Origin of the sequence: Tsukamurella sp. USMM236, from assembly GCF_037148755.1 — a bacterium.
Lineage (GTDB): Bacteria > Actinomycetota > Actinomycetes > Mycobacteriales > Mycobacteriaceae > Tsukamurella.
Window position 1 is genome coordinate 212845 of the sequence record NZ_JBBCSS010000004.1, and the last position, 24842, is coordinate 237686.

At 73.2% G+C, this 24842-nt stretch carries 25 protein-coding genes; 16 read left to right on the forward strand and 9 right to left on the reverse strand.

Annotated elements, in window-relative coordinates:
- Positions 1-13: 13 nt before the first annotated feature.
- Positions 14-1756, forward strand: coding sequence for an LCP family protein (locus WFK95_RS15125; RefSeq protein WP_224647210.1), 1743 nt, complete (start codon positions 14-16; stop codon positions 1754-1756).
- Positions 1744-2445: a TIGR03089 family protein gene (locus WFK95_RS15130; RefSeq protein ID WP_224647211.1), complete on the forward strand. Its 702-nt coding sequence runs from the start codon at positions 1744-1746 to the stop codon at positions 2443-2445. Before WFK95_RS15125 ends, WFK95_RS15130 begins: the two co-directional genes overlap by 13 nt.
- Positions 2446-2449: 4 nt before the next feature.
- Here WFK95_RS15130 and WFK95_RS15135 read toward each other — a convergent pair whose 3' ends face one another.
- Positions 2450-3058, reverse strand: a complete 609-nt coding sequence (locus WFK95_RS15135; protein ID WP_224647212.1) for an AMIN-like domain-containing (lipo)protein — start codon at positions 3056-3058, stop codon at positions 2450-2452.
- 98 nt (positions 3059-3156) lie between these two features.
- Positions 3157-4317: an acyl-CoA dehydrogenase gene (locus WFK95_RS15140; protein ID WP_224647214.1), complete on the reverse strand. Its 1161-nt coding sequence runs from the start codon at positions 4315-4317 to the stop codon at positions 3157-3159.
- 201 nt (positions 4318-4518) lie between these two features.
- Here WFK95_RS15140 and WFK95_RS15145 point away from each other — a divergent pair, with 201 nt between their 5' ends.
- A complete protein-coding gene (locus WFK95_RS15145; RefSeq protein WP_224647215.1) occupies positions 4519-5292 on the forward strand; it encodes a DUF6882 domain-containing protein in 774 nt (257 codons plus the stop codon).
- Between the two features lie 10 nt (positions 5293-5302).
- Here WFK95_RS15145 and WFK95_RS15150 read toward each other — a convergent pair whose 3' ends face one another.
- The 3 genes from WFK95_RS15150 to WFK95_RS15160 are packed head-to-tail and all read right to left on the reverse strand — an operon-like array spanning position 5303 to position 7663.
- On the reverse strand, positions 5303-5959 hold the full coding sequence (locus WFK95_RS15150) for a dihydrofolate reductase family protein (RefSeq protein ID WP_224647217.1): 657 nt from the start codon (positions 5957-5959) through the stop codon (positions 5303-5305).
- Between the two features lie 20 nt (positions 5960-5979).
- A complete protein-coding gene (gene purE / locus WFK95_RS15155) occupies positions 5980-6486 on the reverse strand; it encodes a 5-(carboxyamino)imidazole ribonucleotide mutase (RefSeq protein ID WP_224647218.1) in 507 nt (168 codons plus the stop codon).
- The gene (locus tag WFK95_RS15160; protein WP_336671305.1) at positions 6479-7663 is read right to left on the reverse strand and encodes a 5-(carboxyamino)imidazole ribonucleotide synthase; all 1185 of its coding nucleotides are present in this window, start codon (positions 7661-7663) and stop codon (positions 6479-6481) included. The genes purE and WFK95_RS15160 overlap by 8 nt, the downstream gene beginning before the upstream one ends.
- A 216-nt stretch (positions 7664-7879) precedes the next feature.
- Here WFK95_RS15160 and WFK95_RS15165 point away from each other — a divergent pair, with 216 nt between their 5' ends.
- Together WFK95_RS15165 and WFK95_RS15170 are read left to right on the forward strand one after the other, a co-directional pair.
- On the forward strand, positions 7880-8365 hold the full coding sequence (locus tag WFK95_RS15165) for a GtrA family protein (RefSeq protein WP_255603464.1): 486 nt from the start codon (positions 7880-7882) through the stop codon (positions 8363-8365).
- An 11-nt stretch (positions 8366-8376) separates the two neighbouring features.
- Positions 8377-9684: a sensor histidine kinase gene (locus WFK95_RS15170; protein ID WP_224647222.1), complete on the forward strand. Its 1308-nt coding sequence runs from the start codon at positions 8377-8379 to the stop codon at positions 9682-9684.
- A gap of 9 nt (positions 9685-9693) precedes the next feature.
- On the opposite strand, the gene WFK95_RS15175 is transcribed toward WFK95_RS15170, so the two are convergent.
- The 4 genes from WFK95_RS15175 to WFK95_RS15190 are packed head-to-tail and all read right to left on the reverse strand — an operon-like array spanning position 9694 to position 13351.
- Positions 9694-11265, reverse strand: a complete 1572-nt coding sequence (locus tag WFK95_RS15175; protein WP_336671162.1) for a GMC oxidoreductase — start codon at positions 11263-11265, stop codon at positions 9694-9696.
- Between the two features lie 48 nt (positions 11266-11313).
- Positions 11314-12000 (reverse strand): response regulator transcription factor, encoded by a 687-nt coding sequence (locus WFK95_RS15180; RefSeq protein ID WP_224647226.1) that lies wholly within the window; start codon positions 11998-12000, stop codon positions 11314-11316.
- Positions 11997-12542: a PH domain-containing protein gene (locus WFK95_RS15185; protein WP_336671163.1), complete on the reverse strand. Its 546-nt coding sequence runs from the start codon at positions 12540-12542 to the stop codon at positions 11997-11999. The genes WFK95_RS15180 and WFK95_RS15185 overlap by 4 nt, the downstream gene beginning before the upstream one ends.
- A 2-nt stretch (positions 12543-12544) precedes the next feature.
- Positions 12545-13351, reverse strand: a complete 807-nt coding sequence (locus WFK95_RS15190) for a biotin--[acetyl-CoA-carboxylase] ligase (protein ID WP_224647230.1) — start codon at positions 13349-13351, stop codon at positions 12545-12547.
- A 61-nt stretch (positions 13352-13412) separates the two neighbouring features.
- Here WFK95_RS15190 and WFK95_RS15195 point away from each other — a divergent pair, with 61 nt between their 5' ends.
- The 11 genes from WFK95_RS15195 to WFK95_RS15245 all read left to right on the forward strand — a co-directional run bounded on the left by WFK95_RS15195 (position 13413) and on the right by WFK95_RS15245 (position 24818).
- Entirely contained in the window at positions 13413-15065 is a 1653-nt protein-coding gene (locus WFK95_RS15195) for an acyl-CoA carboxylase subunit beta (protein WP_336671164.1), read from the forward strand.
- On the forward strand, positions 15062-15334 hold the full coding sequence (locus WFK95_RS15200) for an acyl-CoA carboxylase epsilon subunit (RefSeq protein WP_336671165.1): 273 nt from the start codon (positions 15062-15064) through the stop codon (positions 15332-15334). Before WFK95_RS15195 ends, WFK95_RS15200 begins: the two co-directional genes overlap by 4 nt.
- Before the next feature lie 20 nt (positions 15335-15354).
- Positions 15355-15984: a Maf family protein gene (locus tag WFK95_RS15205; protein ID WP_336671306.1), complete on the forward strand. Its 630-nt coding sequence runs from the start codon at positions 15355-15357 to the stop codon at positions 15982-15984.
- A 265-nt stretch (positions 15985-16249) separates the two neighbouring features.
- Positions 16250-17491 (forward strand): phthiocerol/phthiodiolone dimycocerosyl transferase family protein, encoded by a 1242-nt coding sequence (locus tag WFK95_RS15210; protein ID WP_336671166.1) that lies wholly within the window; start codon positions 16250-16252, stop codon positions 17489-17491.
- 55 nt (positions 17492-17546) lie between these two features.
- Complete coding sequence (locus WFK95_RS15215; protein WP_336671167.1) at positions 17547-18833, forward strand: phthiocerol/phthiodiolone dimycocerosyl transferase family protein; 1287 nt, start codon at positions 17547-17549, stop codon at positions 18831-18833.
- Positions 18830-19537, forward strand: coding sequence for a VC0807 family protein (locus WFK95_RS15220; protein WP_336671168.1), 708 nt, complete (start codon positions 18830-18832; stop codon positions 19535-19537). Before WFK95_RS15215 ends, WFK95_RS15220 begins: the two co-directional genes overlap by 4 nt.
- Position 19538: 1 nt before the next feature.
- Positions 19539-20921: a glycosyltransferase gene (locus WFK95_RS15225; RefSeq protein ID WP_224647241.1), complete on the forward strand. Its 1383-nt coding sequence runs from the start codon at positions 19539-19541 to the stop codon at positions 20919-20921.
- A 1-nt stretch (position 20922) separates the two neighbouring features.
- The gene (locus WFK95_RS15230) at positions 20923-22170 is read left to right on the forward strand and encodes a phthiocerol/phthiodiolone dimycocerosyl transferase family protein (protein ID WP_336671169.1); all 1248 of its coding nucleotides are present in this window, start codon (positions 20923-20925) and stop codon (positions 22168-22170) included.
- The gene (locus WFK95_RS15235; RefSeq protein ID WP_224647243.1) at positions 22167-23441 is read left to right on the forward strand and encodes a hypothetical protein; all 1275 of its coding nucleotides are present in this window, start codon (positions 22167-22169) and stop codon (positions 23439-23441) included. The genes WFK95_RS15230 and WFK95_RS15235 overlap by 4 nt, the downstream gene beginning before the upstream one ends.
- Positions 23442-23511: 70 nt before the next feature.
- The gene (locus WFK95_RS15240) at positions 23512-24405 is read left to right on the forward strand and encodes a sulfurtransferase (RefSeq protein WP_224647245.1); all 894 of its coding nucleotides are present in this window, start codon (positions 23512-23514) and stop codon (positions 24403-24405) included.
- A complete protein-coding gene (locus WFK95_RS15245) occupies positions 24402-24818 on the forward strand; it encodes a SufE family protein (RefSeq protein ID WP_224647247.1) in 417 nt (138 codons plus the stop codon). Before WFK95_RS15240 ends, WFK95_RS15245 begins: the two co-directional genes overlap by 4 nt.
- Positions 24819-24842: the final 24 nt, after the last annotated feature.

Here is a 24842-nt window from a genome sequence, read left to right on the forward strand (position 1 = left end):
TGAGGAGTGGTGGGTGTCCGACAGCCCGAGTGGACGCGGCGCGCGCCATTCCCGGAGCGCCGACGCCAAGCGCGCGGCCGCCGAGCGGTCGACCGCGCAGGGTGACGACGCGCGGGGGCGCGGCCGGCGCCGGAGCGTCCGCGCCGAGAACGAGGGCGACGGTGCGCAGCCCCTGCGCGCCCGGCCGGTGCCCCGCGCCGGCGACCTCTCGGTCGACACCCGCGAGCGGCTGCAGCGCAGCGGCAAGGCCCTCATCGCGCTGATCACGGCCATCGTGCTCGTGGTGACGGGCGTCGCCTGGTTCTGGTGGTCCCAGTTCGCCGGCGACATCACTCGCGGCCCCAGCATCGCGGCCAAGCCCGACGGCGCGACGGACATCCTGCTGGTCGGCACCGACTCGCGTACCGACGCCAAGGGCAATCCGCTCACCAAGCAGGAGCTGGCGCGGCTCAACGCGGGCGTCGACGACGGCACCCTGAACACCGACACGATCATCCTCATCCGCATCCCCAACGACGGGAAGTCGGCCACCGCGATCTCGATCCCCCGCGACGCGTACGTCGCGATCCCCGACCAGGGCAAGGGCAAGATCAACTCCGCCTTCGCGGGCGCGGCCAACGTGACCCGCGACAAGGCCATCGCCGACGGCGACGACGAGAAGACGGCCGTGCAGAAGGGCAACGGCGAGGGCCGGAAGGCGCTCATCGAGACCGTCGCGAACCTGACGGGCGTCTCGGTCGACCGGTACGCCGAGATCGGCCTCGTCGGCTTCTCCCGCCTCACGAACGCGGTCGGCGGCGTCGACGTGTGCCTGAAGAAGCCCGTCAACGACCCGTACTCGGGCGCGCGGTTCAAGGCGGGCAAGCAGACGCTCAAGGGCCCGCAGGCGCTGAGCTTCGTGCGCCAGCGTCACGGCCTGCCCCGCGGCGACCTCGACCGCGTCACCCGCCAGCAAGTCTTCATGGCCTCGCTGGCCAGCAAGATCCTCTCCACCGGCACCCTGACCAGCCCCAGCAAGCTCAGCCAGCTGCAGGACGCGCTCTCGACCTCCGTCACCCTCGACCAGGAGTGGGACGTGATGGGCTTCGCGAAGGAGCTGGCGAACCTCTCGGCGGGCAACGTCCAGTTCTCGACGGTGCCCGTGGTCCGCGACGACGGCTGGAGCGACGACGGCCAGCAGTCCGTCGTGGTCGTCGATCCCAAGCAGGTGCAGGCGTACGTCGCGGGCCTCCTCGGCGACAAGCCCGGCACCACGAAGCCGAAGGCCACCTCGACCAGCTCATCCCCGGCCGTGCCGTCGGTGAACCGCTCCTCGTACACGGTGGACGTGGTGAACGCCGGCACCACGTCGGGCCTCGCGAGCACCGTCTCGACGTTCCTCGGCGGCAAGGGCTTCGCGCAGGGCTCCACGGGCAACGCCTCGTCCACCGAATCCTCCTCCAGCTCGAAGAGCGCCGTGCTCGCGAGCTCCGCGAACGACCAGGGCGCGAAGGCCGTGGCCGCGCTGCTCGGCGGCCTGCCCGTCGTGGCGAGCACGTCCGTGCAGTCCGGGCACGTCAAGGTGCTGATCCAGGACGGCTACAGCGGCCCCGGCTCGTCGAGCGACTCCGGCTCGGACTCCGCGGCCACCACCACGTCGATCCCGCCCGGCATGACCGAGGCGCTCGACCCCAGCGAGGCGGCGCGCATCAGCTCGCTGCTCAATCGACCGGGCTTCACCGCCCAGCAGGACGGGGGCGTGCCGTGCGTGGACTGACCGTGACCGACCGGCTGCTCGTGCCGATCGTCCAGGCCGACGGGGCCGCACCCCGGTTCACCTGGTACGACGACGCCGCCGGCGCCCGCATGGGCCTCTCGGCGATCACCCTGGGCAATTGGGCCGCCAAGTGCGGCAACCTGCTGCGCGACCAGTACGGCCTCGGCCCGGGCGACCCCGTCGGGGTCCTGCTGCCGGCGCACTGGCAGACCGCGGGGATCCTGTTCGGCGCCTGGTGGGCCGGCTGCGAGGTCCGCTTCGGCGAGTCCGGCGACGTGACCTTCGCCGCCCCCGACCGCCTCGACGAGGCGGAGGGCGACGAGATCCTCGCCGTCGGCCTCGACGCCTTCGGCCTGGCCGTGCCCGACCTGCCGCCGGGCATCGACGACTACACCACCGAGGTCCGCGTGCACCCCGACGCGTTCACGCCGGGCGGCGCCGGCACCGCGCTCGCGGGCGACGACGCCGAGATCGTGCTGGCCCGCTCCACGGCGCTTGCCGCCTCCGCCGGATACGCCGCCGGCGACCGGGTGCTGTCCACGCGGGAGTGGCGCGCCGTCGACGACCTCTACGACGGCCTGCTCGCGCCCTTCGCCGCCCCGGCCTCGGTCATCCACGTCTCGCACCCCGACGCCGCGAAGCTCACGGACAAGTTCGCGACCGAGAAGGCCACCGCCCGCGTCGCCTGACGCGCTACTGCTGCACGTCGACGACGATGCGCCCCGGCCCCGTCAGCGTGGAATCGGCGTAGCGCTGCGCGTTCCCGGTGAGCTTGAGCGCCACCTGCAGCTGCCCCTCGAAGGAGCAGGTGATGATCGCGCGGGAGACCGCGCGCCCCGGCCCGGCGACGGTGCGCTCCCCCGCGTACGCCGCGTTCCCGTCGTCGTCGAAGATCGCCACCGGCTCGACGCGCACCACGAGGTACTCCCCCGGCCCGCCGAGCACCGCGCCCGAGCCGCAGTCCATGACCGGCCCCGCCTCCCGCGTGACCCGGTACGGCGGCACCGCGCCGGTGAACTCGAGCACCACCCGGTCGGCGCCGTCGCGGGCGCCGGTGCGCAGGTCCTTCAGCATCGTCGTGCCCGGCGCGGCGGTGGCGCTCGTGCTCGTCGTCACTCGAGGGCTCGCGCTGGTCACCGAGCTCGGGCTCGACGGTGCCGCCCCGGCCACCGTCGTGACCGACGACGGGCGCGCGATGCCCGACGGTGCCGTGACCAGCCCGTCCTGGCCGCACGCGGTCAGCGCCGCCCCCAGCACCACCGCCGTCGCCCCCGACAGCGCTCGTGTCGTCCTCGAATGCACGTCCGCCCCTCTCGTCCGGTCCAGGCTATGCAGGGATCGGTCGGGAGGGGCGGATCGTTATCGAACCGTGGGCGAGCCGGTACCGGCCCGCGGGCGGGTCAGCGGAGCAGCTGGCGCGACATGACCATGCGCTGCACCTGGTTGGTGCCCTCGTAGATCTGGGTGATCTTGGCGTCGCGCATCATGCGCTCGACCGGGAAGTCGCGGGTGTAGCCGGCTCCGCCGAGCAACTGCACGGCGTCGGTGGTGACGTCCATCGCGACGTCGGAGGCGAAGCACTTCGACGCGGAGCTGATGAAGCCGAGGTTCTTCTCGCCGCGCTCGGCGCGGGCGGCGGCGGTGTAGACCATGAGGCGCGCGGCCTCGAGGCGCATCGCCATGTCGGCGACCATGAACTGGACGCCCTGGAACTCGGAGATGGACTTGCCGAACTGCTTGCGGTCCTTGATGTACTCGATCGCGACGTCGAGCGCGCCCTGGGCGATGCCGACGGCCTGCGCGCCGATGGTCGGGCGGGTGTGGTCGAGGGTCTGCAGCGCGGTCTTGAAGCCGGTGCCCTCCTCGCCGATCATGCGCATCGCGGGGATGCGGCACTCCTCGAAGGCCAGCTCGGCGGTGGGGCTGCCCTTGATGCCCAGCTTGTGCTCGTAGCCGGTGACGGAGAAGCCGGGGTCGTCCTTGTGGACGATGAAGGAGCTGATGCCGTTGGCGCCCTTCTCGGGGTCGGTGACGGCCATGACGGTGTACCAGGTGGACTTGCCGCCGTTGGTGATCCAGCACTTGGAGCCGTTGAGGACCCACTCGTCGCCGTCCTTGCGGGCGCGGGTGCGCATCGACGCGGCGTCGGAGCCCGCCTCGCGCTCGGAGAGCGCGTAGGAGGCCATGGCCTCGCCGCTGGCGAGCGACGGCAGCACGTGCTGCTTGAGCTCCTCGGAGCCGTTGAGGATCAGGCCCATGGTGCCGAGCTTGTTCACGGCGGGGATCAGCGAGGAGCTGCCGCAGACGCGGGCGACCTCTTCGATGACGATGCAGGTGGCGACGGAGTCCGCGCCCTGGCCCTCGTACTCCTCGGGCACGTGGATGGCGTTGAAGCCGCTGGCGACCAGCGCGTCGAGCGCCTCCTGCGGGAACCGCTCCTTCTCGTCGACGTCCTTGGCGTGCGGCGCGATGTCGCGCTCGGCGAGCGCCCGGATGGCGGCGCGCAGTTCCTCGTGCTCCTCGGGGAGCTGGAACAGGTCGAAGTCGGGGTTGCCAGCCATGAGGCCTCCATCAGCGTCTACGTGTTAGGTCCGCGCTGATTGTATCCATGCCGGTCCCGCGGTCAGTTAGTCGCACGTAACCAACATCCGACGGTGCGGTTGTTCCCCGGAACAACCGCCCTGCCACTCATCCGGCTGTGACGCACAACGCACGGCACCCTTACCTACACTCACCTCCGTCGGAGACGAATGGAGACGACGATGGCCGGGTTGAACGAACTGTGGATCGACCCGCACCGCGACGCGGTGCGCATGCTCGCGGACCAGACGACTGTGCTGGCCGAGGAGGCACAAGAACTGTTCGCCGAGAAGTACGCCGGTTATCCGTGGCAGGTGGACCTCTCCGGGGCGCCCCGGTTCTGGTTCGAACGCGAACCGATCGCCGAGTTCCGCGCGCACTTCATCGGTTCGGTGTCCGAATACTCCAACACCTGGATGTGGGGTTGGGAGAACATCAACGGTTACCCCGAGGAGGCTGTTGCGCTCTCGACATCGGTGAGGGACGCGGGTGAGCGCCTCGACTGCCCGGAGTTCACGACTCCGGTTCTTCCGCTCGACCCGCGCGAACGGAGCGATGCGGACCTACCCGCACGCGAACACGCCGTGCACGACTACGTGCACGCCGCGATGGCGATGACCGACCTCATCGAGCCCGTCTACTACCGCGGCTCGAACGGCAACGGCGGCTACGCCTGGTTCGTGCTGGAGAACCGCGCCGAGTTCCACCTGCCGCCGGCGTCAATCATCTCGGCGGTCGGTGTCCTCACCCGAATCACCGCGGCCGGCCTGGTCGCCGACCCACACCTCGCGACGTGGGCGTACGCCGTGCGGCGCGAGGGTCTGACGATCGAGCAGACGGGCACCGACATGATCCTGACGGCGCAGGACGGCAGCGCGACCGTCTCCTTCGACGATCGGGGCCGTCTGGCCCGCATCGATGCACACGCGGGCCCCACCGCGGCGGGCGGACACTGAGCCTGGAAAGTCAGCGAGATAGGCGGGTGAAGACACGGTGCACGACGCCCGCGGCGGGGCTCACCGTCGACTCGATCGAGAACCGCTCCTGCACGCCCTCGAGCCCGTCCCACAGCCGCTCGCCGCGGCCGAGCACGATCGGCGTCTCCACCAGGTGCAGGTGATCGATCAAATCGGCGGCGAGGAATTCGCGCACCGTCGACACGCCCCCGCCGATGCGGATGTCCTTCTCGCCCGCGATCTCCCGGGCGGCCGCGACGGCCTCGGCGGGCGAGGCGTCGAGGAACCGGAACTCGACGCCGTCCTCCGTGCTGAACGTGGGCCGGGGCCGACTCGTGAGCACGATGATCGGGGTGGTGAACGGCGTCTGCTCGCCCCACCAGCCGCGCCAGGACTCGTCGGCGAGCACCTCGGGCGTGGGCGCGAACTTGCCGCGGCCCATGATCTCCACGCCGATGCCCTCGTCCCAGGCCTCGGCGAAGGCGTCGTCGACGCCGCGCGCCGCGCTGGTCAGCCCGTGGATCGCGGCGCCCCGTCGCGTGCCGAAGAACCACTCCATGAGCGACCCACCCGCATGCCCGAAGGGCGCGTCCACGCTCTGGTCCGCGCCGGTGCCGAAGCCGTCGAGAGAGATCGCGAAGTTGTGCACCCGCACCTGACCCGTCATGCGGATCAGGCTAGCCGCGATCAGCCCTCGAGGAGCTTCTTCCGCAGCGCCTCGTCCTTGGCCAGCACCATCTTCTCGAGGTCCGCCTGGAAGGCGGCCATCCGTGACCGGAGAGCGGGGTCGGCGGCGCCGAGGATGCGCACGGCCAGGAGGCCGGCGTTGCGGGCGCCGCCCACGGACACCGTCGCCACGGGGATGCCGGCGGGCATCTGCACGATCGACAGCAGCGAGTCCATGCCGTCGAGGTGCTTGAGCGGCACCGGCACGCCGATCACCGGCAGCGGCGTCGCGGAGGCGACCATGCCCGGCAGGTGCGCGGCGCCGCCGGCGCCGGCGATGATCACCTCGACGCCGCGGTCCGCGGCGCCCTTGGCGTAGTCGAGCATCCGCTGCGGGGTGCGGTGCGCCGAGACCACGCCCACCTCGAACCGGATCCCGAACTCGGCGAGCGCCTCGGCGGCGGCCTCCATCGTCGGCCAGTCCGAGTCGCTGCCCATGATCAATCCGACGCGGGGTCCGTCAGCCATGCTCGCTCCATCCATCGGTCCACTCCGCGGTCGCCATCCAGTGCGCCGCGCGTTCCGCCCGCTCCCGCAGCTCCGCCACGTAGTCGGGATCGTTCCGGTCGCCGTCGAGATCGCCGACCAGGTTCACGTGCCCCACCTTGCGGTCTCGCCGCCCCTCCTTGCCGTACATGTGCACGTGCGCCTCGGGCATCCGGGCCATGAGGTGGTGCAGCCGCTCGTCGACGCCCATCTCGGGCTCCGACGGTGCGCCGAGCACGTTCGCCATGACCGTCAGCGGCGCGGTCGCGGCCGTGTTCCCCAGCGGGTAGTCGAGCACCGCCCGCAGGTGCTGCTCGAACTGGCTGGTGACGCTGCCGTTCATCGACCAGTGACCGGAGTTGTGGGGACGCATCGCGAGCTCGTTGACCAGCATCTCGCCCGACGGGGTCTGGAACAGCTCGACCGCCATCACGCCGACGACGCCCAGCTCGTTCGCGAGCCGCAGCGCGAGCGACTCGGCGAAGGAGGACTCCTCGTCGGAGAGGTTCGGCGCGGGCGCGAGCACGACGGCGCACTGCCCGTTCCGCTGCACCGTCTCCACGACGGGCCAGGTCGCCCCTTGCCCGAAGGGCGAGCGCGCGACCATCGCCGACAGCTCCCGGGCCAGCTCGACCCGCTGCTCGGCGAGCAGCTGCACCCCGGCCGCGAGCTGCTGCTCCGCGACCTCCAGCGCCTCGTCCAGCGTGTCCGGCAGCCACACGCCGCGGCCGTCGTAGCCGCCCCGCACGGCCTTGAGCACGACGGCACCGTCGAACCGCTCCCAGAAGGCCTCGACGTCGGCGACGGTGGCGATCTCCGCGAAGCCCGGCACGGGCGCGCCGAGCTCGGCCAGACGGTGCCGCATCGCCAACTTGTCCTGCGCGTACAGCAGCGCCTGCGGCGGCGGGTTGACGGTCACGCCCTCGGCCTGCAGCTGCAGCAGGTGCTCGGTGGGCACACCCTCGTGGTCGAAGGTCAGCGCATGCGCGCCGGTCGCGACGCGGCGCAGGTCCTCGATCCGGTCGTGGTCGCCGAGCACCACGTCGGCGCACACCTGGGGCGCGGGCTCGTCGGGGGCGGCGGCCAGGACGCGCAGGGACTGCCCCAACGCGATCGCGGCCTGATGGGTCATGCGGGCCAGCTGACCTCCGCCGACCATGGCCACCACGGGCCGCGACCGGCGCGGTTGAACATCACTCACCGCTCCATAATCGCAGGTCCACGCTGCCGCGGGGGCGCCCGGCACGGCGCACGCCCCCGGTACCGACCGCGTCACACTCTCCGCGGTACTATTCACGGTTCCGTTAGAGTGGCGCACGTGGCTTTCATCGAGGCGATTCTGGATCGCACCCCGGCACCGCTCCGCGGTCTCGTCATGCAGCACCACGAGCTGATCAAGTTCGCCATCGTGGGCAGCACGACGGCGGTCTTCGACCTCGCCATCTTCTACGGCCTCGTGCTCACCGTGCTGGACGAGAAGCCGACCGTCGCCAAGATCTTCTCCGGCGTCTGCGCCGTGATCCTCTCCTACATCCTCAACAGCGAGTGGAGCTTCAAGCACCGCGGCGGCCGCGAGAAGCACCACGAGGCGCTGCTCTTCTTCGCGATCTCGGGCATCGGCGTGCTCATCATGGCCGCCCCCATCTTCATCGCGAACAACTTCTTCAACCTGCGCGCCACCGACTCGAAGACCACGCTGATCATCGTCGACTTCGTGCTCAACTACATCGTCGGCAACCTGCTGCAGATGGCCTTCCGGTTCTGGGCGCTGCGCCGCTACGCCTTCCCCGAGGACATGCGCGACGCCCCGGTCGAGGAGTCGATCCCCGACGACGAGACCAGCGCTTCCACCGAGCGCTGAGCCTCCCGGGCGTGCGGCACCGGATCCTCCGCTCGACCATCGCGGTCGTCGCGGTCACCGGCCTCTTCCTGGGCCTCCCGCTCATGTTCTACACGTGGCGCTGGCTCGACGACGCGGCCCGCACCGACCTCCAGCACCGGCTGCAGCGCGCCTCGTCCGCGATCCTGCTCCAGGAGCAGAGCACCGGCGTGACCGACGAGCCGCCGGTCGAGGCGCTCCGGCTGTTGGTCCCCTCCGACGGCCGCCTCGTGCTCACCTACACCGACCGGACCGGGGCCCCGCGCGAGCTCGCCGTCGGCAGCGGCCCGATCGAGCACGCCATGGTCGAGGGCACGTCGCTGGGGGACGCGGGGATGCTGCGGATCGAGCAGGACTACGCCGGCGTGCGCGACGGCCAGTTCCGGGCGCTCAGCGTCGAGCTGATCGTCATGGTGCTGTCGCTGACCGCGGGCGTCGTCGTCGCGGCGGTCACCGCGAGCCGCGTCGCCGACCCCGTGCAGGAGGTCGCCGAGCGCGCGCAGCGCCTCGCGAACGGCGATTTCCGGCCCGACCCGCACCGGCACGGCATCGAGGAGCTCGACCGCGTGCTCGACGTGCTCGACACCGCGACGGTGGAGATCGCCGACCGGCTGCAGCGCGAGCGGCAGATCGTCGGCGACGTCTCACACCAGCTGCGCAGCCGCCTCACCGCCATCCACATCCGCCTCGACGAGCTCACCCTGCACCCCGACCCCGAGGTGGTCACCGAGGCGCGGGCCGCCCTCGACCAGGTCGACCGGCTCACCTCGTCCGTCGGCGACATGGTCAAGATGTCGCGGACCGAGCGATCGCCGCAGGGCACCGTCGACGTGCGGGCCGAGCTCGCGCCCCTGCTGGCCGACCTCGCCCCGTCGTTCGACCGGGCCGGGAGGCGCCTCACGGTGCTCCCTCCCGACGGTCCGCCGCTCCCCGCCCGGGCCACCGCCACGCGGGTCCGGGAGGCGACGGCGGTGCTCGTAGACAACGCCCTGATGCACGGCCGCGGCGAGGTCGTCGTGCGACTCGGCTCCGTCGGCGCGCACACCGTGCTGGTCACGGTCACCGACGAGGGCTCCGGCATCTCCGACGGTGACGCCCAGCGCATCTTCCGGCGCGGCTACTCCGTGGGCGACGGGACCGGGGTCGGCCTGGCGCTGGCCCGCGCCTTCGTCGAGGGCGACGGCGGGCGCCTCCAGCTGCAGAGCCGCAAGCCGACGACCTTCGCCATGTTCCTGCCCGCGGCCGCGCCCGACGTCACGCCGGCCGGCGCCCCCGCGGCGCCGGAGCCCGAGCCCCGCTGAGAGCGCCCGTCAGGCCGCCTCGCGGGCGCGGTCCATGACGTACTCGGCGAAGGCGGTGATCACCAGTGAGGGGTTGGCGCCGCAGGCGTTCCCCGGGTTGAGCGCGCCGTCGACGACGCGGATCGCCGGGTGCCCGTGCAGGCGACCGGTGTCATCGGTCGCGAGCCCGATCGGGACCCCGCCCAGCGGGTGGGCGGTGAAGGAGAGCGGCAGCGCGTTCGAGCTCGTCCCGAACCCGGGCACCGGGCCCCCGACGGGCGCCCCGGGGAGCGGATCGAGGGCGATGCCGCCGTTGGCGTCGGTCACCCGGCGCAGGATCCGGGCGTTGGCCGCGCCGGCATCGCGGGTGATCGCCGCGGGCGCCACGATCAGCGCGGCGCGGCCACCCACGGTGGTCCACGACGTCCGGTTCTCCCAGTCGACGGTCTCGGTGAAGTACGAGATGAGGGGCAGCGGCAGCGGCAGGCCCGCGGTCTCGACGCGCACGGGCAGGTGATGCGGGTCGTCGTCGACGAACGCGGAGGTGACGATCGGCGCGGCCTGGAGCTCGAGCGGGCGGCCCACGAGCCGCGCGCTGAACTGGTTGCCGTTGTCGCCCACGCGCGTCCCGACGTGCTCGTTCAGGCGGGTCAGCCCACCCGCCAGGCGGGAGTTCAGCAGCAGCTCGGTGCTGCCCCACGCGCCCGCGCCAAGGTACAGCTCGTCGCACGTGTAGGTCCGCCGGCGGAGCACGCGGCCGGCGGCGTCGAGCTCCTCGGCGTGCACGGCGACCCGGCCCCGCTCCTGGGACAGTCCGGTCACCCGCTGCAGGGTCCGCAGCCGCACGCTTCCGCTGCCGAGGGCCGTCCGCAGGTAGGTGCCGCCGAGTTCCCGCTTGCTGCCGTTGCTGTTGCCGAAGACGATCTCGCCCGCCGTCATCGACGGCCGGACCTCGCCGCGCAGCTCGCGGCGCACGACGTCCCAGTTCACGGTGGAGAGCAGGGACGCGCAGGACCAGCCCGCCCGCGCCATCGACTGCTCGAACTCGACCATGGCCGCGAAGGGGCGGCTGCACCGGACGTCGTCGGGGATCGCGGCGGCGCGCAGCCGCCGGACCGCCCGCGGCACGTACTCCCCGATCAGCTCCGGGTACCGGGGCCCGTGGCGGAACACCTTGTCGTAGTACTTCGGGTGCGGCGGCACCGTCGCGCCGTGGTACACGACGGATCCCCCGCCAACGGCGGCGCCGCGCGCGACGCCGACGGTGCCCGCGACCTCCACATCGAGCACCCCGGTGCGCCCGAGCGCCGGCTCCCAGAGGGCGTTGGGGTGCAGCACGTCGGTCCCGGCCGCGTACACCGCGGCGTGGTCGTCGTGGTCGTACGAGCGTCCGCGCTCGAGCACGAGCGTGTCGACGCCCGCCGCGCCGAGCCGGGCCGCCGCCACGACGCCGCCGAAGCCGGTGCCGATGACGATGGCGGCGAAGCGCGTCTGCTCGGGAGCGGCCCGCACGGGCGCGGGCAGGGCCCCGGCGGCGATCGCGGCGGCGGCGCCGAGGAGCACCGACCGTCGACTCACGGCGGGGCGGGGTTCGATTTTCACCGCGTGAGCATATGTTGCGTTCGCAACATGGACGCGCGTTCGGGGTACCTACACGGCGTCGAACCGGAAGCCGACGCCGCGGACGGTCACGATGCGCCGCTGCGTGCCGGTGTCGTCGCCGATCTTCCGGCGCAGCCAGGAGATGTGCATGTCGAGGGTCTTGGAGCCGCGCAGGTCGGAGTCGCCCCAGACGTCGGCGAGGATCTCCTCGCGGGTGAGGAGGCGGCCCGCGTGCTCCATGAGGAACCGCAGCAGCTCGAACTCCTTGTTCGCGAGGGCCACGTCGGCGCCGTCGACGGTGACCCGCCGCGCGGTCGAGTCCAGCCGGATGCCGCCCGCCTCCACCACCTCGGGCGCGTCCTGCGCGGGCGCGCTGCGCCGCAGGAGGGCGCGGGTGCGGGCCATCAGCTCGAACATGCGGAAGGGCTTGCCCACGTAGTCGTCGGCGCCCGCGTCGAGGCCCACCACGAAGTCCATCTCGTCGGTGCGGGCGGTCAGCATCAGGACGGCGAGTTCGGGGCGCGCGGCGCGCACCTCGCGGCACACCTCGAGCCCGTCCAGCTCGGGCAGCCCGAGATCGAGGATGAGCAGCGCGTACTCCTCGTCGAGCGCCCGCCGGAGCGCGTCGGTGCCCGTGCCCGCCACGTCCACCTCGTAGCCCTCGCGCGACAGCGCACGGGCCAGTGGTGAGGCGATGGCCTCGTCGTCCTCGGCCAGGAGCACCCGCGTCGTCATGACCGCCGAGAGTACTCCGCGGAGCCGTCGTCGCGGCCGCGGTAGTCGTCGGCGTCGTCGAGCGCGTCGACGATGAGCGCGTGGGTCGCGGCGATCCGCGGCACGTCGGGGAAGTCGAGCGGGTCCTCCCCCGCCGACTCGACGGTGAGCACGCCGCTGCGCAGCGCTCGGTCGACCAGTCGCTGGTGGTACTGCACCGAGTTGATGCGGCGCAGCGGGATGTCGATGCCGCGGCGGCGCACGATGCCCGAGCGGAACATGATCCGCAGGTCGGTGACCACGAGATGGGTCGCCCGCCAGACCGCCCACGGGCGCGCCGTGAACCAGCCGACGATGAGGACCCACACCACGACGATCGCGAGCAGCAGCCAGTCGGGCAGCGCACCGTCGAGCTTCGCGCGGCTGAGCAGGCCCAGCGCGACGCCGGCGGCGGCGCACGCGGCGAACAGCACGAGGACCGGCACGATCATCCGGGTGGCGTGCGGCCGGGTGTGCAGCAGGATCCGCTCGTCGTCGACGAGGGCCTTCGCCGGGAATCCCATTCTCAGGCCGGTCGCAGGTGGGTGACGTCGCCGGCGGAGAGCACGTGCCGCTTCCCGGCCGCGTCCTGCACCACGATGCGGCCCTCGGCGTCGACGTCGACGGCGGTGCCGCGGAGCACCTCGTCGGCGGGGAGCGAGACCGTCACCTCCTGCCCGACGGTGACACAGGCGGCCAGGTAGTCGGCGCGGGCGGCGGCGGGGTCGTCGGTCCAGGCGGTCAGCCCGGCGTCGAGGTGACGCAGGTAGGCGATCGCCAGCGCGGTGCGGTCGGGGTCCTCCGCGCCGGCCAGCTGGAGCGACGTGGCCGTCTCGACCGGCAGGTCGGCCTCGGCCAGCGTGGTGTTGAGGCCCGTGCCGATCACGGCGACGAGGTTCCCGCCGGGCGCGGTCGCCAGCTCGGAGAGGATGCCGGCGGTCTTGCCGCCGCGCCCCCCGGGCTCGGCCTCGAGCAGCACGTCGTTCGGCCACTTGAGGCCGGCGCGCAGGCCGGTCACCTCGCGCACCGCGGCGACGGCGGCGACGCCGGTGACCAGCGAGAGCCAGCCCGCGCGGGGGGCAGCGGCGGCGGGCACGGCGACGGTCACCGAGATCGGCAGGAAGCTTCCGGCGGGCGCGGACCACAGCCGCTGGTGCCGGCCGCGGCCGGCGGTCTGCACGTCGGCGATGAGCACGCGGCCGGGCTCGTCGCCCGCGCGGACGCCGTCCGCGAGATCGGCGTTGGTGGAGCCGGTGCTGGGCACCACTGACACCTGGTGCCAGCGCGTGCCGCGCACGGCTGCGGCGATCGCCGCCTGATCGGGGAGCACCACGACGTCCTCCTTCTATGGGCAGTGCGGTTCGGAATCGACTCTATTGGTTAGAGTCGGGTCCATGACGAGTGCCTCCACCACCGACGGCGCCTCCGGCGGCAACACCGCTGACGCCGAGCCCAGCATCCACACCACGGCCGGCAAGCTGGCTGCCTTCCGCAAGAAGGACGCCGAGGCGATGGCCCCGATGGGCCAGGGCGCCATCGACAAGGTGCACGAGAAGGGCCGGCTGACGGCCCGCGAGCGCGTGCTGGCGCTGCTGGACGAGGGCTCGTTCGTGGAGCTGGACAAGCTGGCGCAGCACCGGTCCACCAACTTCGGCATGGCCGCGCGCCGCCCGATCGGCGACGGCGTGGTGGCCGGCTACGGCACCATCGACGGCCGCGAGGTGTGCGTCTTCAGCCAGGACTCGACCGTCTTCGGCGGCTCGCTCGGCGAGGTCTACGGCGAGAAGATCGTCAAGGTCATGGACCTGGCCACCAAGACGGGCCGCCCGCTGGTCGGCATCATCGACGGTGCCGGCGCGCGCATCCAGGAGGGCGTCGTCTCGCTCGCCCTGTATTCGCAGATCTTCTTCCGCAACACGCAGGCCTCGGGCGTCATCCCGCAGATCTCCGTGGTGATGGGCGCGGCCGCCGGCGGCCACGTCTACTCCCCCGCGCTCACCGACTTCGTGGTGATGGTCGATCACGAGAGCCAGATGTTCATCACCGGCCCGGACGTCATCAAGTCCGTGACCGGCGAGGAGGTCACCAAGGAGGAGCTGGGCGGCGCCCAGACCCACATGACCAAGTCGGGCACCGCGCACTACGTCGCGTCGGGCGAGCAGGACGCGCTGGACTACGTCCGCGAGCTGCTCACCTACCTGCCGTCGAACAACCGCGCCGAGGCCCCGCGCTTCGTCCCGACCGACCCGCTCACGGGCTCGATCGAGGACTCGGTCAACGACGAGGACCGCGAGCTGGACACGCTGATCCCGGATTCGCCGAACCAGCCCTACGACATGCACGAGGTCATCCGCCGCCTGCTCGACGACGACGAGTTCCTCGAGATCCAGCCGCAGCGCGCGATGAACATCATCGTGGGCTTCGGCCGCATCGACGGCCGCAGCGTCGGCATCGTCGCGAACCAGCCCACCCAGCTGGCCGGCTGCCTCGACATCGACGCCTCGGAGAAGGCCGCCCGCTTCGTGCGCTTCTGCGACGCCTTCAACATCCCGATCGTCACCCTGGTCGACGTGCCCGGCTTCCTGCCCGGCACCGGCCAGGAGTACGACGGCATCATCCGCCGCGGCGCGAAGCTGCTCTACGCCTACGGCGAGGCCACCGTCCCGAAGATCACCGTGGTCACCCGCAAGGCGTACGGCGGCGCGTACTGCGTGATGGGCAGCAAGGACATGGGCGCCGACATCAACCTCGCGTGGCCCACCGCCCAGTTCGCGGTGATGGGCGCGGGCGGCGCCGTCGGCTTCGTCTACCGCAAGGAGCTCGCGGAGGCCGCCGACAAGGGCGAGGACGTCGAGGCCCTGCGCCTGAAGCTGCAGGAGGAGTACGAGGACACCCTGGTCAACCCGTACGTGGCGGCCGAGCGCGGCTACGTCGACGCGGTGATCCCGCCCTCGCACACCCGCGGCCAGATCGTCACGGCGCTGAACATGCTGGAGCGCAAGGTCGTCGCCACCCTGCCCAAGAAGCACGGGAACATCCCGCTGTGAGCGCCGAGCAGAAGCCGGTCGAGGCCAGCGCCACCGACGTCGAGAAGCTCAAGGCGGCCATCCGGTTCGAGAAGGGCAACCCGTCGGCTGCGGACGTCGCCGCCGTCGTCGCGGTGCTCGCCGCGGCCACCGGCTCGGCGCCGCAGTCGGGCCCGGAGGGCCCGAAGTCGCTGTGGGGCCAGAACCGCGACCGCATGCGGCCGCAGTACTTCAACGGCCCCAACGCCTTCACCAGCCAGACGCCGGTGTTCTGGACCAAGGGGTCCTGATCCCCGCTCCCGTGCGGCTCGTGCTCGCGTCGGCCTCGCCGGCGCGGCTGTCGGTGCTCCGCGCCGCGGGCACGTCGCCGCTGGTCTCCGTGTCGCAGGTCGACGAGGACGCGATCCTCGCCGGCCTGGGCCCGGACGTCGCGCACGAGGACGCCGTCGCCGCGCTCGCGCGGGCCAAGGCGCAGGACGTGGTCGGCCGGATCCTCGCCGAGGAGCCGCTGCCCGGCCGTGCCGTGGTGATCGGCTGCGATTCGATGCTCTCGATCGACGGCGAGCTCGTCGGCAAGCCGCACACCCCCGATGTCGCGGCGGCGCGCTGGCGCGCGATGCGCGGCCGCACGGGTCGCCTCCTCACGGGGCACTGCGCGATCCTCCTCGACGACGGTGCCGTGGCCGGCGAAGCCGGCGGCACCCGCGCGACGACGCTGCGGTTCGGCGCACCGTCGGACGCGGAGATCGAGGCGTACGTCGCGACGGACGAACCCCTGCAGGTGGCCGGCGCATTCACGCTCGACGGCCTCGGCGGCTGGTTCGTCGAGGGCATCGACGGCGACCCGAGCTCCGTCATCGGCATCTCCCTGCCGTTGACCCGGCAGCTGCTGACCGAGTTGGGCGTGTCCCCGGTCGCCCTGTGGTCGGACCGAGCCTGATCTTCGCCATCACGGACGTGGTGGACCTCACAGGATTCTCGATCCAAATTTCGTAAGCATTGCGTTAACTCCCCGCAATCAGCGCGTTTCCGCAGCTGAGAACCACTGTCGAAGCTTCAATCGCGTACACCGTTCGAGCTGCAAGAACACCGAAGCAATCGCCCACCACGATGTTCACCAACCCTGGTCAAGGGTCCGGGAGCGTGACGAGCGACACCACTACTTCGCCTCGCGAAAGGAATGGACGTCGTTTTAGCGTCATCCCATGACCACGACGCTCCGCCCCCTCGCCTCCTCCGAGATCGGCTTCGTGGGCCCGCACCCCACCACGTGCGCCTTCGAGCTGACCGTGCGCGGCCCGCTGGACTCCGAGGCGCTCACCCACGCCTTCGCCGCGCTGCGCGCCGAGCACCCCGCACTCGACGCCGCCGTCGCGCCCGCGGGTGACGGCTACGCCTTCGTCGCCCCCGCGGGCGGCGCCGCCCGCACCGACGGCCCCGGCGCGCCGCTCGTCGACCCCGCCACGGCCCTGGCCCGCCTGCACGTCACCTCGTTCGACGACCGGCACCGCATCGCGCTCGCCGTCAACCACGCCCTCGCCGACGGCACGCACCTCTACGCTCTGCTGCGCAGGCTCTGGTCGCACTACACCGCGCTCGTGCGCACCGGCGCCACGGACATCGGGGCGCCGCAGCCGTTCCCGGGCTCGGCGCAGCGGGTCCTCGCCGACCTCGACGTCCCCAAGGTCAGCACCGGCCGCGCCCGGCTCGACGGTGCGCGGTGGTACGGCAGCGCGCCCGTCCTCGGCCCGCGCGGCGGCGACGCCGTGCTCCCCGAGACGATCTCGCTGCGCTTCTCCCCCGAGACCACCGCGGGGCTCCTCGCCGCCGCCGAGGGCATCGGCCTGAACGCCCTGCTCTCCGGCATCCTGCTCACCGCGGAGCGGGCCGGCTTCCTGGGCGAGGACCCCGCCGCACCCGTCCGGGTCGGCGCGATGACCCTCGTCGATCTCCGCCGCCGGGTGCGCCCGCTGCTCGACCCGACCGCGGTGACCAACTTCGTCGGCGCCTCGTACGCGGCGCCCGAGCTCACGTCCGCCTCCGACCCCGCCGCCGTGGGCGACGAGCTCGCCCGCACCGTCCGCCGGGACGTCCGGGGCGGCCGCGCGCTCACGGCGCTGGCGATCGCGGCCGCGGCGGGCGAGGCGCCCGAGCCCCCGGTCGTGCTCAGCAACCTGGGTCCGATCGACGTGGAGCTCCCCGACGGCCTGGTCGCGGAGGACCTGCGCCCGATCCTTTCGATGGACTCCGCCGCCCTGCACGTGCCCGACGGTCCGCGTCGCCCGTCCCCGTCGGCGACGATCCACCAGATCTCGACCTTCCGCGGCCGCCTCGGGATCGAGGCGATCACCCTGGGCGGCACCGCCTCCGCCGACGCCCGCGCAGCCGTCGCCGACCGCATCGACGCCCTGGTCCACGCCGCGGCCCGCCGGGCACCCGCCGCCTGACGCCCCGCACCGCCGCCGTCCACGCCGAACCCGCCGTCCAGAACAGGAGCCGCACATGCAGAACCACCGCGCACTCACCTTCTCCGAGGCCTCCTTCGTCCGCCCCACCTCCCGGGAGGTGATCGGCACGTCGTTCGAGCTGCGCGGCACGGTCGACGGCACCGCGCTGCGCTCCGCGTTCACGGCCCTGCTGGAGGAGTACCCCGTGCTCGCGGCCCGCATCGTGGACGTCAAGGGCCGCCCGCACTTCGCCCCGGGCGACGCCGCCGTCGCCGCCGCGATCGGCTTCCGCGACACCACGGCGCCGTGGACCGGCTACGAGCAGACGCCGCCGTGGTTCGTCGGCTCCGAGCAGCTGGCGGCGCTGTCGCTCACCGGGATCGGCGATCGGTACCGGCTCACCCTGTGGGCGAGCCACGCCGCGACGGACGGCTCCGGCATCGTCGCGATCGCCGCCCGGCTGTTCGAGCTGTACACCGCGCTGGCGAGCGGTGCGACGCCGATCATCCGGCGCGCCAACGATTTCCCCGCCGAGCCGCACCTGGTGATGGCGGCGCGCGGCCACCTCCCCGAGGAGCTGGATTACGAGGAGCGGCTGGCGGGCACGGTCTGGCACGGCGCGGTCCCGGCGGAGTTCCCCGACGAGCCCGGGCCGGACGTCGACGACGCACTGCGGGTCCGGTTCACCGCCGGCGAGAGCGCGGCGCTCGACGCCGCCGCCCGCGCCCACGGGGTCTCGACCCACGCGCTGGTCAGCGGCCTCATCGCCCGCGCCGAGCTCGCCGAGTGCGCGGAGGACTCCACCGTCGCCCTCCTGACGCCGGTCGACTTCCGCGGCCGCATCACGCCGCCGATCCCCCTGCGCTCGGTCACCGCGCTGTGCGGCTTCTCCTACGTCGCCGTCGGCGACGGCCCGACCGCCGACATCGCGCGCGCCGTCGCGGACCGGATCCGCTCCGACGTGCGCGACGGGACCGTGCTGCGGACCGCGGTGAGCCCGATGCCCGACGCGCGGACCCGGCGCCACGGCCCGCCCGTGCTCATCAGCAACCTGGGCGAGGTCCCGGCGCCGGCCGTCCCCGGCGGGCTCGAGGTGCTCGACTTCCACGCGCAGATCGTCCGCAGCGCCGGCGGGATCCGCGAGTACGCCGCGGGCCACACCGGCACGGGCGTCCCGGCCTCGCCGATCGGCACCTCGTACCTGGTCTCCGCCTTCGGCGGGCGGCTCTCGATCGAGCTGCGCGTCCTGCCCGGCACGCTCGACGCGCAGACCCGCCTCCGCCTCCTCGACCGCATCGCCGACGGTGCGCACGCCCTGTTCGAGATCGGCACCGCGGCATGACGGTCCCCCTCGCCGACACCGAGTCGCCGCCGGCCCCGCCGGTGGCGCTGCTGGTCGACGTCGGCCTGCAGCTGGGCGTGTACTTCGCGCTGCGCTACCTGGTCGGCGCGGGGCAGCTCGTCGCGCTCGTCACCGGCACGACGCTGGTCGCGGTCCGGATCCTGGCCCGCTCGATCGTGCGCCGGGCGGCCGACCCGCTGGAGCTGTTCACGCTCACGCTGCTCGCCTGCTCGATCACCGCGGCCGCGATCTCGGGCAGCCCGCGCGTGATCCTGTTGGTGGAGACGGCCATCGGCGGCCTCATGGCCGTCGCGATCGCCGCCGGCCTGGTGCTGCGGCGGCGCGCCGTCGCCACGCTGATGATGCGGCTCACGGTGCGCGGCGACGCGGCGCGGGCCCAGCAGTGGAACCGCCGCGTGCGCACCGAGCGCCGCTGCGTGCGGGCGATCGGCGCCGTCGACCCGCTGTGGCTCGTCGCGGTCGTCATCAGCACCACCGCGTCGATCACCGCGGCGCTGGGCCTGCCCATCGACTACGCGGTGGTCGCCTGCCAGGTGATCCCCCTGCTGGTCGCCGTCCCCGTGCTCCCGCTCACGCTGCTCCTCCTGCGCCCCGTCCGGGCCGCGCTCGCCGGCACCGCCGACGAGGGTGCCGTCCGGGCTTCTCGAACCGAGCTCCACCCGACCGTCGAAAGGACGAACTGACATGAAGGTCTGCATCCTCGCCATGGGGAGCCGCGGCGACGTCCAGCCGACGATCGCGATCGGGCTCGCGCTCCGCGCCCGCGGGCACGAGGTGACCATCGCCGCCATGGGCGATCCGCTGGTGCGGCTCATCCGCTCCGCGGGGCTGGACGCCCACCGGCTCAACGACTTCGTGCCGGACTACGACGACGACTACCGTGACGTGATCCACCGCCCCGTCGAGCGGATGCGGGCCTACGGCCGCTGGCTGGTGCGCAACATCGCCACCATCTCCCGCGAGACCGAGACCGTGTGCCGCGATGCCGACGTGGTGCTGACCCATTCGGACGCGGTCGATTTCGCGCTGCCGATCACCCGCCGCAGCGGCGCGACGATCATCAGCTACCGGTTCTTCCCCGGCACCACCAACAGCGTCTACCCGATGACGCAGTACACCCCCGCGGGCCTGACCAGCGACGTGTTGTCGCGGTCGCCGCGCATGGTCAAGCGCGCGACCTGGGCGCTCGGCGACTCCTTCACCTGGACGCACGTGCGGGCGGCGGTGAACTTCCACCGGATGTCGGTGGGCGAGGCGCCGTACCGCTCGCGGCGCGCGAAGAACCGCGACGCCAACGAGATCGTCGATCTGCAGCTCTACGACCCCGCCCTCACCCCGGACCTGGTCCCCGAGTTCAGCCGGACGCGGCCGATGCTCGGCTTCCTCGAGGTCCCCGCCGACGCCTGGCTCCGCCAGGGCGAGCAGAAGCGCACCGACGCCGACCTCATGGCCTGGCTCGAGGACGGCGACGCCCCGATCTACTGGGGCTTCGGCAGCATGCGCATCGCGGACCCGGACGGCATGGCACGCACCTTCGCCCGCGTCTGCGCCGAGCGCGGCCGCCGCGGCCTCATCGTCGCCGGCTGGAGCGATCTGGTCGGCGCCGACCTCGGCGACCACGTCCGGGTCGTCGACGAGGTGGTGCACGCGGAGGTGCTGCCGCACTGCGCCGCCGCCGTGCACCACGGCGGGGCGGGCACGACGGCCGCGTCGCTGCGCGCCGGGCTGCCCACGCTGATCTGCCCGGTACTCGCGGACCAGCCCTTCTGGGGCGCGCGGGTCACCGACCTCGGCGTCGGCGCCTGCCTGCCGATGCGCAATCTCACCGCGGAGCGCCTGCACGCGGCCTTCGACCTGCTGCTCGATCCGGCCACCCGCCGTCGGGCGCAGCGCATCTCGTCGCTCATCGACCTCGGCGACATCCCCGCGCGCCGGGCCGCGACGATCATCGAGTCGATCGCGGAGGACGACGGCGTGGACGTGCGCACCGTCGCGGCCGTGACGGCGCCCGACACCGTCGACTTCGACGCCGCCGACGTGGTCTCCCTCGCCGGGCTGGAGGTGTGAGATGTCCCGACGAGCCCTGACCCCGCTCGAGATCCCCTACGTGCTGACGGGGACCACCTCCAGCGGCAGCTTCACCGTCCGCGGCCCGATCGACGCTGGCCGCCTGGCCCGCGCCTACGCCGCGCTCCGCCGGGAGTACCCCGTCCTCGCGGGCCGGATCGAGCCCCACGCCTTCGGTTTCGACCTCGTCGCGCCCGACGCCGCGCCCGACGAGGAGTCCGGGCCGATCCAGGTCGAGCTGCGCGCGTTCGCGCCCGGCGACGTGCGGCTCGGCGTCGACGCCGAGCGGGCGATCGCGGCGGTGCAGCTCGTCTCCGACGGCGACCTGCACCGCGTCACGCTCGGGGTGAGCCACGCCGTCGCCGACGGCGCGCACGCCCTGTACCTGAATCTGCGCCTGTGGGAGCTGTACTCGGGCGCCGAGCCCGCGGACCCCGCCGGGCTCCCCGCCGCCCCGACCGAGCTGGCGGACCGCCTCGCGGCGGGCGAGCCACCCGCGCCGTCCGTCGTCGACGTCCTCCCCACCGCGACGGTGCCCTCGCCGGCCGATGTCGATGCCGGCGACTTCGTCTTCGAGCGGATCCGCCTCGACGCGGCCTCCACCGACGCCCTGCGCCGTCGCGCCAAGGAGGCCGGCCTGAGCCTGCACGGCCTGCTGGCGGGCATCATCGTCGCCGCGGAGCGCGCCGAGCTCGACCGGCCCGACGACGAGGCGGTGCCCCTCGCCGTCTTCAGCCCCGTCGACCTCCGGGCCCGCGCCGAGCCCGCCGTCCCGGCCGCAGCGGTCACGAACTTCGCCGGCTCGTCGACGGTGCCGGTGGCGGTGCGCGGCGACACCTCGCCCGAGGAGATCGGCCGGGCCGTCCTGGAGGGGCTGCGCGCCGACCTCGCCGACGGCACCGTCGCCGCCGCTCTCACCGGCGCCGCCCCGGTGACCGTGACCGGCGGGGTTCCCGTGCGGCTGAGCAACATCGGGGCGATCCCGGCACCGGCGACCCCGGAGGGCGTGACCGCGCTCGACTTCCACACCAGCTCCGAGGTCGACATCGAGCGGGTCCGCGCGCTGGTGCGGGGCGCCCCGCCCGAGGCGCTGGCGCCGCTCGTCGGCCTGCACCACCACGCCCTCACCTTCGACGGACGGCTGTCGATCGAGCTGCGGCACGCGCCCGGCACGCTCGCGCCCGACGCCGCCCGCCGCATCCGGGACCGGATCGAGTCCGGTCTCGTCGGCGCCGGGGCCGCCGCATGACGGCCGACCTGCTGGCGTTCGTCGACCAGGGCGCGGCCTCGGGCACCCGCGCGACCGGGCGCAACTCGCTCATCCAGGTGACCTGGATCTACGACGACGGCGTCGACCTCGCCGGGCTCGAGCGGTTCCGCACCGCGCTCACCGGCGGGCTGCTGGGCCGCCGGATCGCCCACTCGCCGCTGCCCTTCGGCCGGGACCGCTGGGTCGCGACCACCGCCGCGCCGCGGATCGCCGTGGAGGCGGCACCGCGCCCGCGGGAGGCGATCGACGGCTGGCTCGACGAGCGCGCCGCCGCCCCGATCGACCCGTGGTCGGGGCCGGGCTGGCACCTGGGCGTGCTGCCACTGACCGACGGCGGATCCGCCGTGACCCTGGTGGTCTCGCACGTCCTCGCCGACGGGGTGGGCACCGCGACCGCCGTCGCGGAGGCCGCATCGGGCGCCGTCCGCGACCTGCCCTACCCCCGCGAGGCGACCACCCCGCTGCGGGCCGTCCGCCGTGACGCCGCCCTGGTCGCGCGCGAGCTCCCCGCCGCGGTGCGCGCGGCCGCGACGGCGGCCCGGCTCGCCCGCGGCCGCCTGGAGCACGACGGTCCTGCGCCGGCGCACCCCGTCGGGCCCGACCGCTGGGCCGTCGCGCACCTCGACCGCGCGGCGCTCGCGGCGCGGGCCGAGGAATCCGGGGGCACCGAATCGACCCTGCTGTTCCGGTCCGCCGCGCGGATCGCCGCCGAACTCGGCTGGATCCGGCCCGACGGGCAGGCCGTGCTCGGCCTGTCCGTGAACCGGCGCGAGGACGGCGACCTGCGTGGCAACGCGATCGTCGACGCCGAGCTCCTCGTCGATCCGGCCACGGGCCCCGACGGCATCGTGGCCCTGCGGGCCGACGTCAAGGGCGTGCTCGGCGCGCTGCCCGACGCCGGCCGCTACGACGCCTTCGGCCCGCTGCTGACCCTGCTGCCCCGTCGCACGCTGGCCTCGCTCATCGACGCCCCCGCCGATCCGGCGCACCCGGTGACGACGTGCGCCGGCGTCGGCGCCCTGCCCGCGCCCGTCCGCGCGCCCGACGGCACCCCCTCCGACCGCGCGTGGTTCCGCCTCGCCTGGTCCGCGCTCCCCGGCCGGATCGCGCCGCCGCGCCCGCCGTACCTCTACGTGGGATGGACGGGCACCGAGGCGGAGACCTCGTTGTTCGTCGCGAGCAATCTCGCGGCCGCCGCGGACCTGCAGGGCGTCGTCGAGCGGTCGCTGCCCGAGTACGCGGACCACTGAGTGCGGGAACACGCCGCCGCCCGGGGTCGCCGCGGGGCGCCCGGGCGGCCTGGGGGCTAGGCTTGCGGACGTGGCTATCGAGACCGATCCGAGCGCGGAACTGCAGGACTACGCACACCCCGAGCGCCTCGTCACCGCGGACTGGCTGAGCGGACACCTGGGGGTCCCCGGCCTCAAGGTGATCGAGTCCGACGAGGACGTGCTCCTCTACGACATCGGGCACATCCCGACCGCGCAGAAGGTGGACTGGCACCTGCACCTGAACGACCCGGTGACGCGCGACTACATCACCGGCGAGCAGTTCGCGGAACTCATGCGCGCCAAGGGCATCAGCCGCGACGACACCGTCGTGATCTACGGCGACAAGTCGAACTGGTGGGCCGCGTACGCGCTGTGGGTGTTCACCCTCTTCGGCCACCCGGACGTGCGCCTGCTCGACGGCGGCCGCGACAAGTGGATCAGCGACGCCCGCGACGTCTCGCTCGAGCAGCCGGAGTACCCGCGCAGCGACTACCCCGTCGTCGAGCGCGACGACACGGTGATCCGCGCGTTCGCCGACCAGGTCCGCGCCGACATCGGCACGCGCGCCCTCGTCGACGTGCGCTCGCCGCAGGAGTACACGGGCGAGCGCACCCACATGCCCGACTACCCGGAGGAGGGCGCCCTGCGCGGCGGCCACATCCCCACCGCGGTGTCGATCCCGTGGGCCAAGGCCGCCCGGCAGGACGGCCGGTTCCTCCCCCACGCCGATCTCCTCGAGGTCTACGGCGGCCTCGATCCGCAGGCACCGGTCACGGCCTACTGCCGGATCGGCGAGCGCTCGAGCCACACCTGGTTCGTGCTCACCCACCTCCTCGGCTTCACGGACGTCAAGAACTACGACGGCTCGTGGACCGAGTGGGGCAACACCGTGCGGGCCCCCATCGTGCGCGGCGAGGAGCCCGGCGCCGCGCCCGGCGCATGAGCGCCCTGCCCGCGCCCCTGGCGGAGATCGTCGACGACTTCGCCGGGGTCGGCGAACAGGACCGGCTCGAACTGCTGCTGGAGTTCTCGCGCGAGCTGCCTGAGCTCCCCGAGCACCTGACCGCCGCGGCGATGGAGCCGGTGCCGGAGTGCCAGTCGCCGCTGTTCCTCGACGTCGACGCCTCGGACCCCGAGGCGGTGCGGCTGTACTTCAGCGCGCCGCCGGAGGCCCCGACCACCCGCGGCTTCGCGTCGATCCTGGCGCAGGGCCTCGACGGGCAGCCGGCCGCGGCGATCGTCGCCGTGCCCGACGACTTCCACCACGCCCTCGGCCTCGACTCCGTGGTGAGCCCCTTGCGCCTGCGCGGGATGTCGGCGATGCTGGCCCGCATCAAGCGCCGGCTCGCCGGGTAGCACTGTCACGAAGCGAGCCCCGCC

Bases quoted from the DNA above. Each gene is read 5' to 3' on its own strand.
- WFK95_RS15140 (WP_224647214.1), bottom strand. From the start codon at position 4,317: ATGGCTGGCAACCCCGACTTCGACCTGTTCCAGCTCCCCGAGGAGCAC.
- WFK95_RS15145 (WP_224647215.1), top strand. From the start codon at position 4,519: ATGGCCGGGTTGAACGAACTGTGGATCGACCCGCACCGCGACGCGGTG.
- WFK95_RS15150 (WP_224647217.1), bottom strand. From the start codon at position 5,959: ATGACGGGTCAGGTGCGGGTGCACAACTTCGCGATCTCTCTCGACGGC.
- purE (WP_224647218.1), bottom strand. From the start codon at position 6,486: ATGGCTGACGGACCCCGCGTCGGATTGATCATGGGCAGCGACTCGGAC.
- WFK95_RS15160 (WP_336671305.1), bottom strand. From the start codon at position 7,663: ATGGTCGGCGGAGGTCAGCTGGCCCGCATGACCCATCAGGCCGCGATC.
- WFK95_RS15165 (WP_255603464.1), top strand. From the start codon at position 7,880: ATGCAGCACCACGAGCTGATCAAGTTCGCCATCGTGGGCAGCACGACG.
- WFK95_RS15180 (WP_224647226.1), bottom strand. From the start codon at position 12,000: ATGACGACGCGGGTGCTCCTGGCCGAGGACGACGAGGCCATCGCCTCA.
- WFK95_RS15185 (WP_336671163.1), bottom strand. From the start codon at position 12,542: ATGGGATTCCCGGCGAAGGCCCTCGTCGACGACGAGCGGATCCTGCTG.
- WFK95_RS15195 (WP_336671164.1), top strand. From the start codon at position 13,413: ATGACGAGTGCCTCCACCACCGACGGCGCCTCCGGCGGCAACACCGCT.
- WFK95_RS15210 (WP_336671166.1), top strand. From the start codon at position 16,250: ATGACCACGACGCTCCGCCCCCTCGCCTCCTCCGAGATCGGCTTCGTG.
- WFK95_RS15215 (WP_336671167.1), top strand. From the start codon at position 17,547: ATGCAGAACCACCGCGCACTCACCTTCTCCGAGGCCTCCTTCGTCCGC.
- WFK95_RS15220 (WP_336671168.1), top strand. From the start codon at position 18,830: ATGACGGTCCCCCTCGCCGACACCGAGTCGCCGCCGGCCCCGCCGGTG.
- WFK95_RS15225 (WP_224647241.1), top strand. From the start codon at position 19,539: ATGAAGGTCTGCATCCTCGCCATGGGGAGCCGCGGCGACGTCCAGCCG.
- WFK95_RS15230 (WP_336671169.1), top strand. From the start codon at position 20,923: ATGTCCCGACGAGCCCTGACCCCGCTCGAGATCCCCTACGTGCTGACG.
- WFK95_RS15235 (WP_224647243.1), top strand. From the start codon at position 22,167: ATGACGGCCGACCTGCTGGCGTTCGTCGACCAGGGCGCGGCCTCGGGC.
- WFK95_RS15245 (WP_224647247.1), top strand. From the start codon at position 24,402: ATGAGCGCCCTGCCCGCGCCCCTGGCGGAGATCGTCGACGACTTCGCC.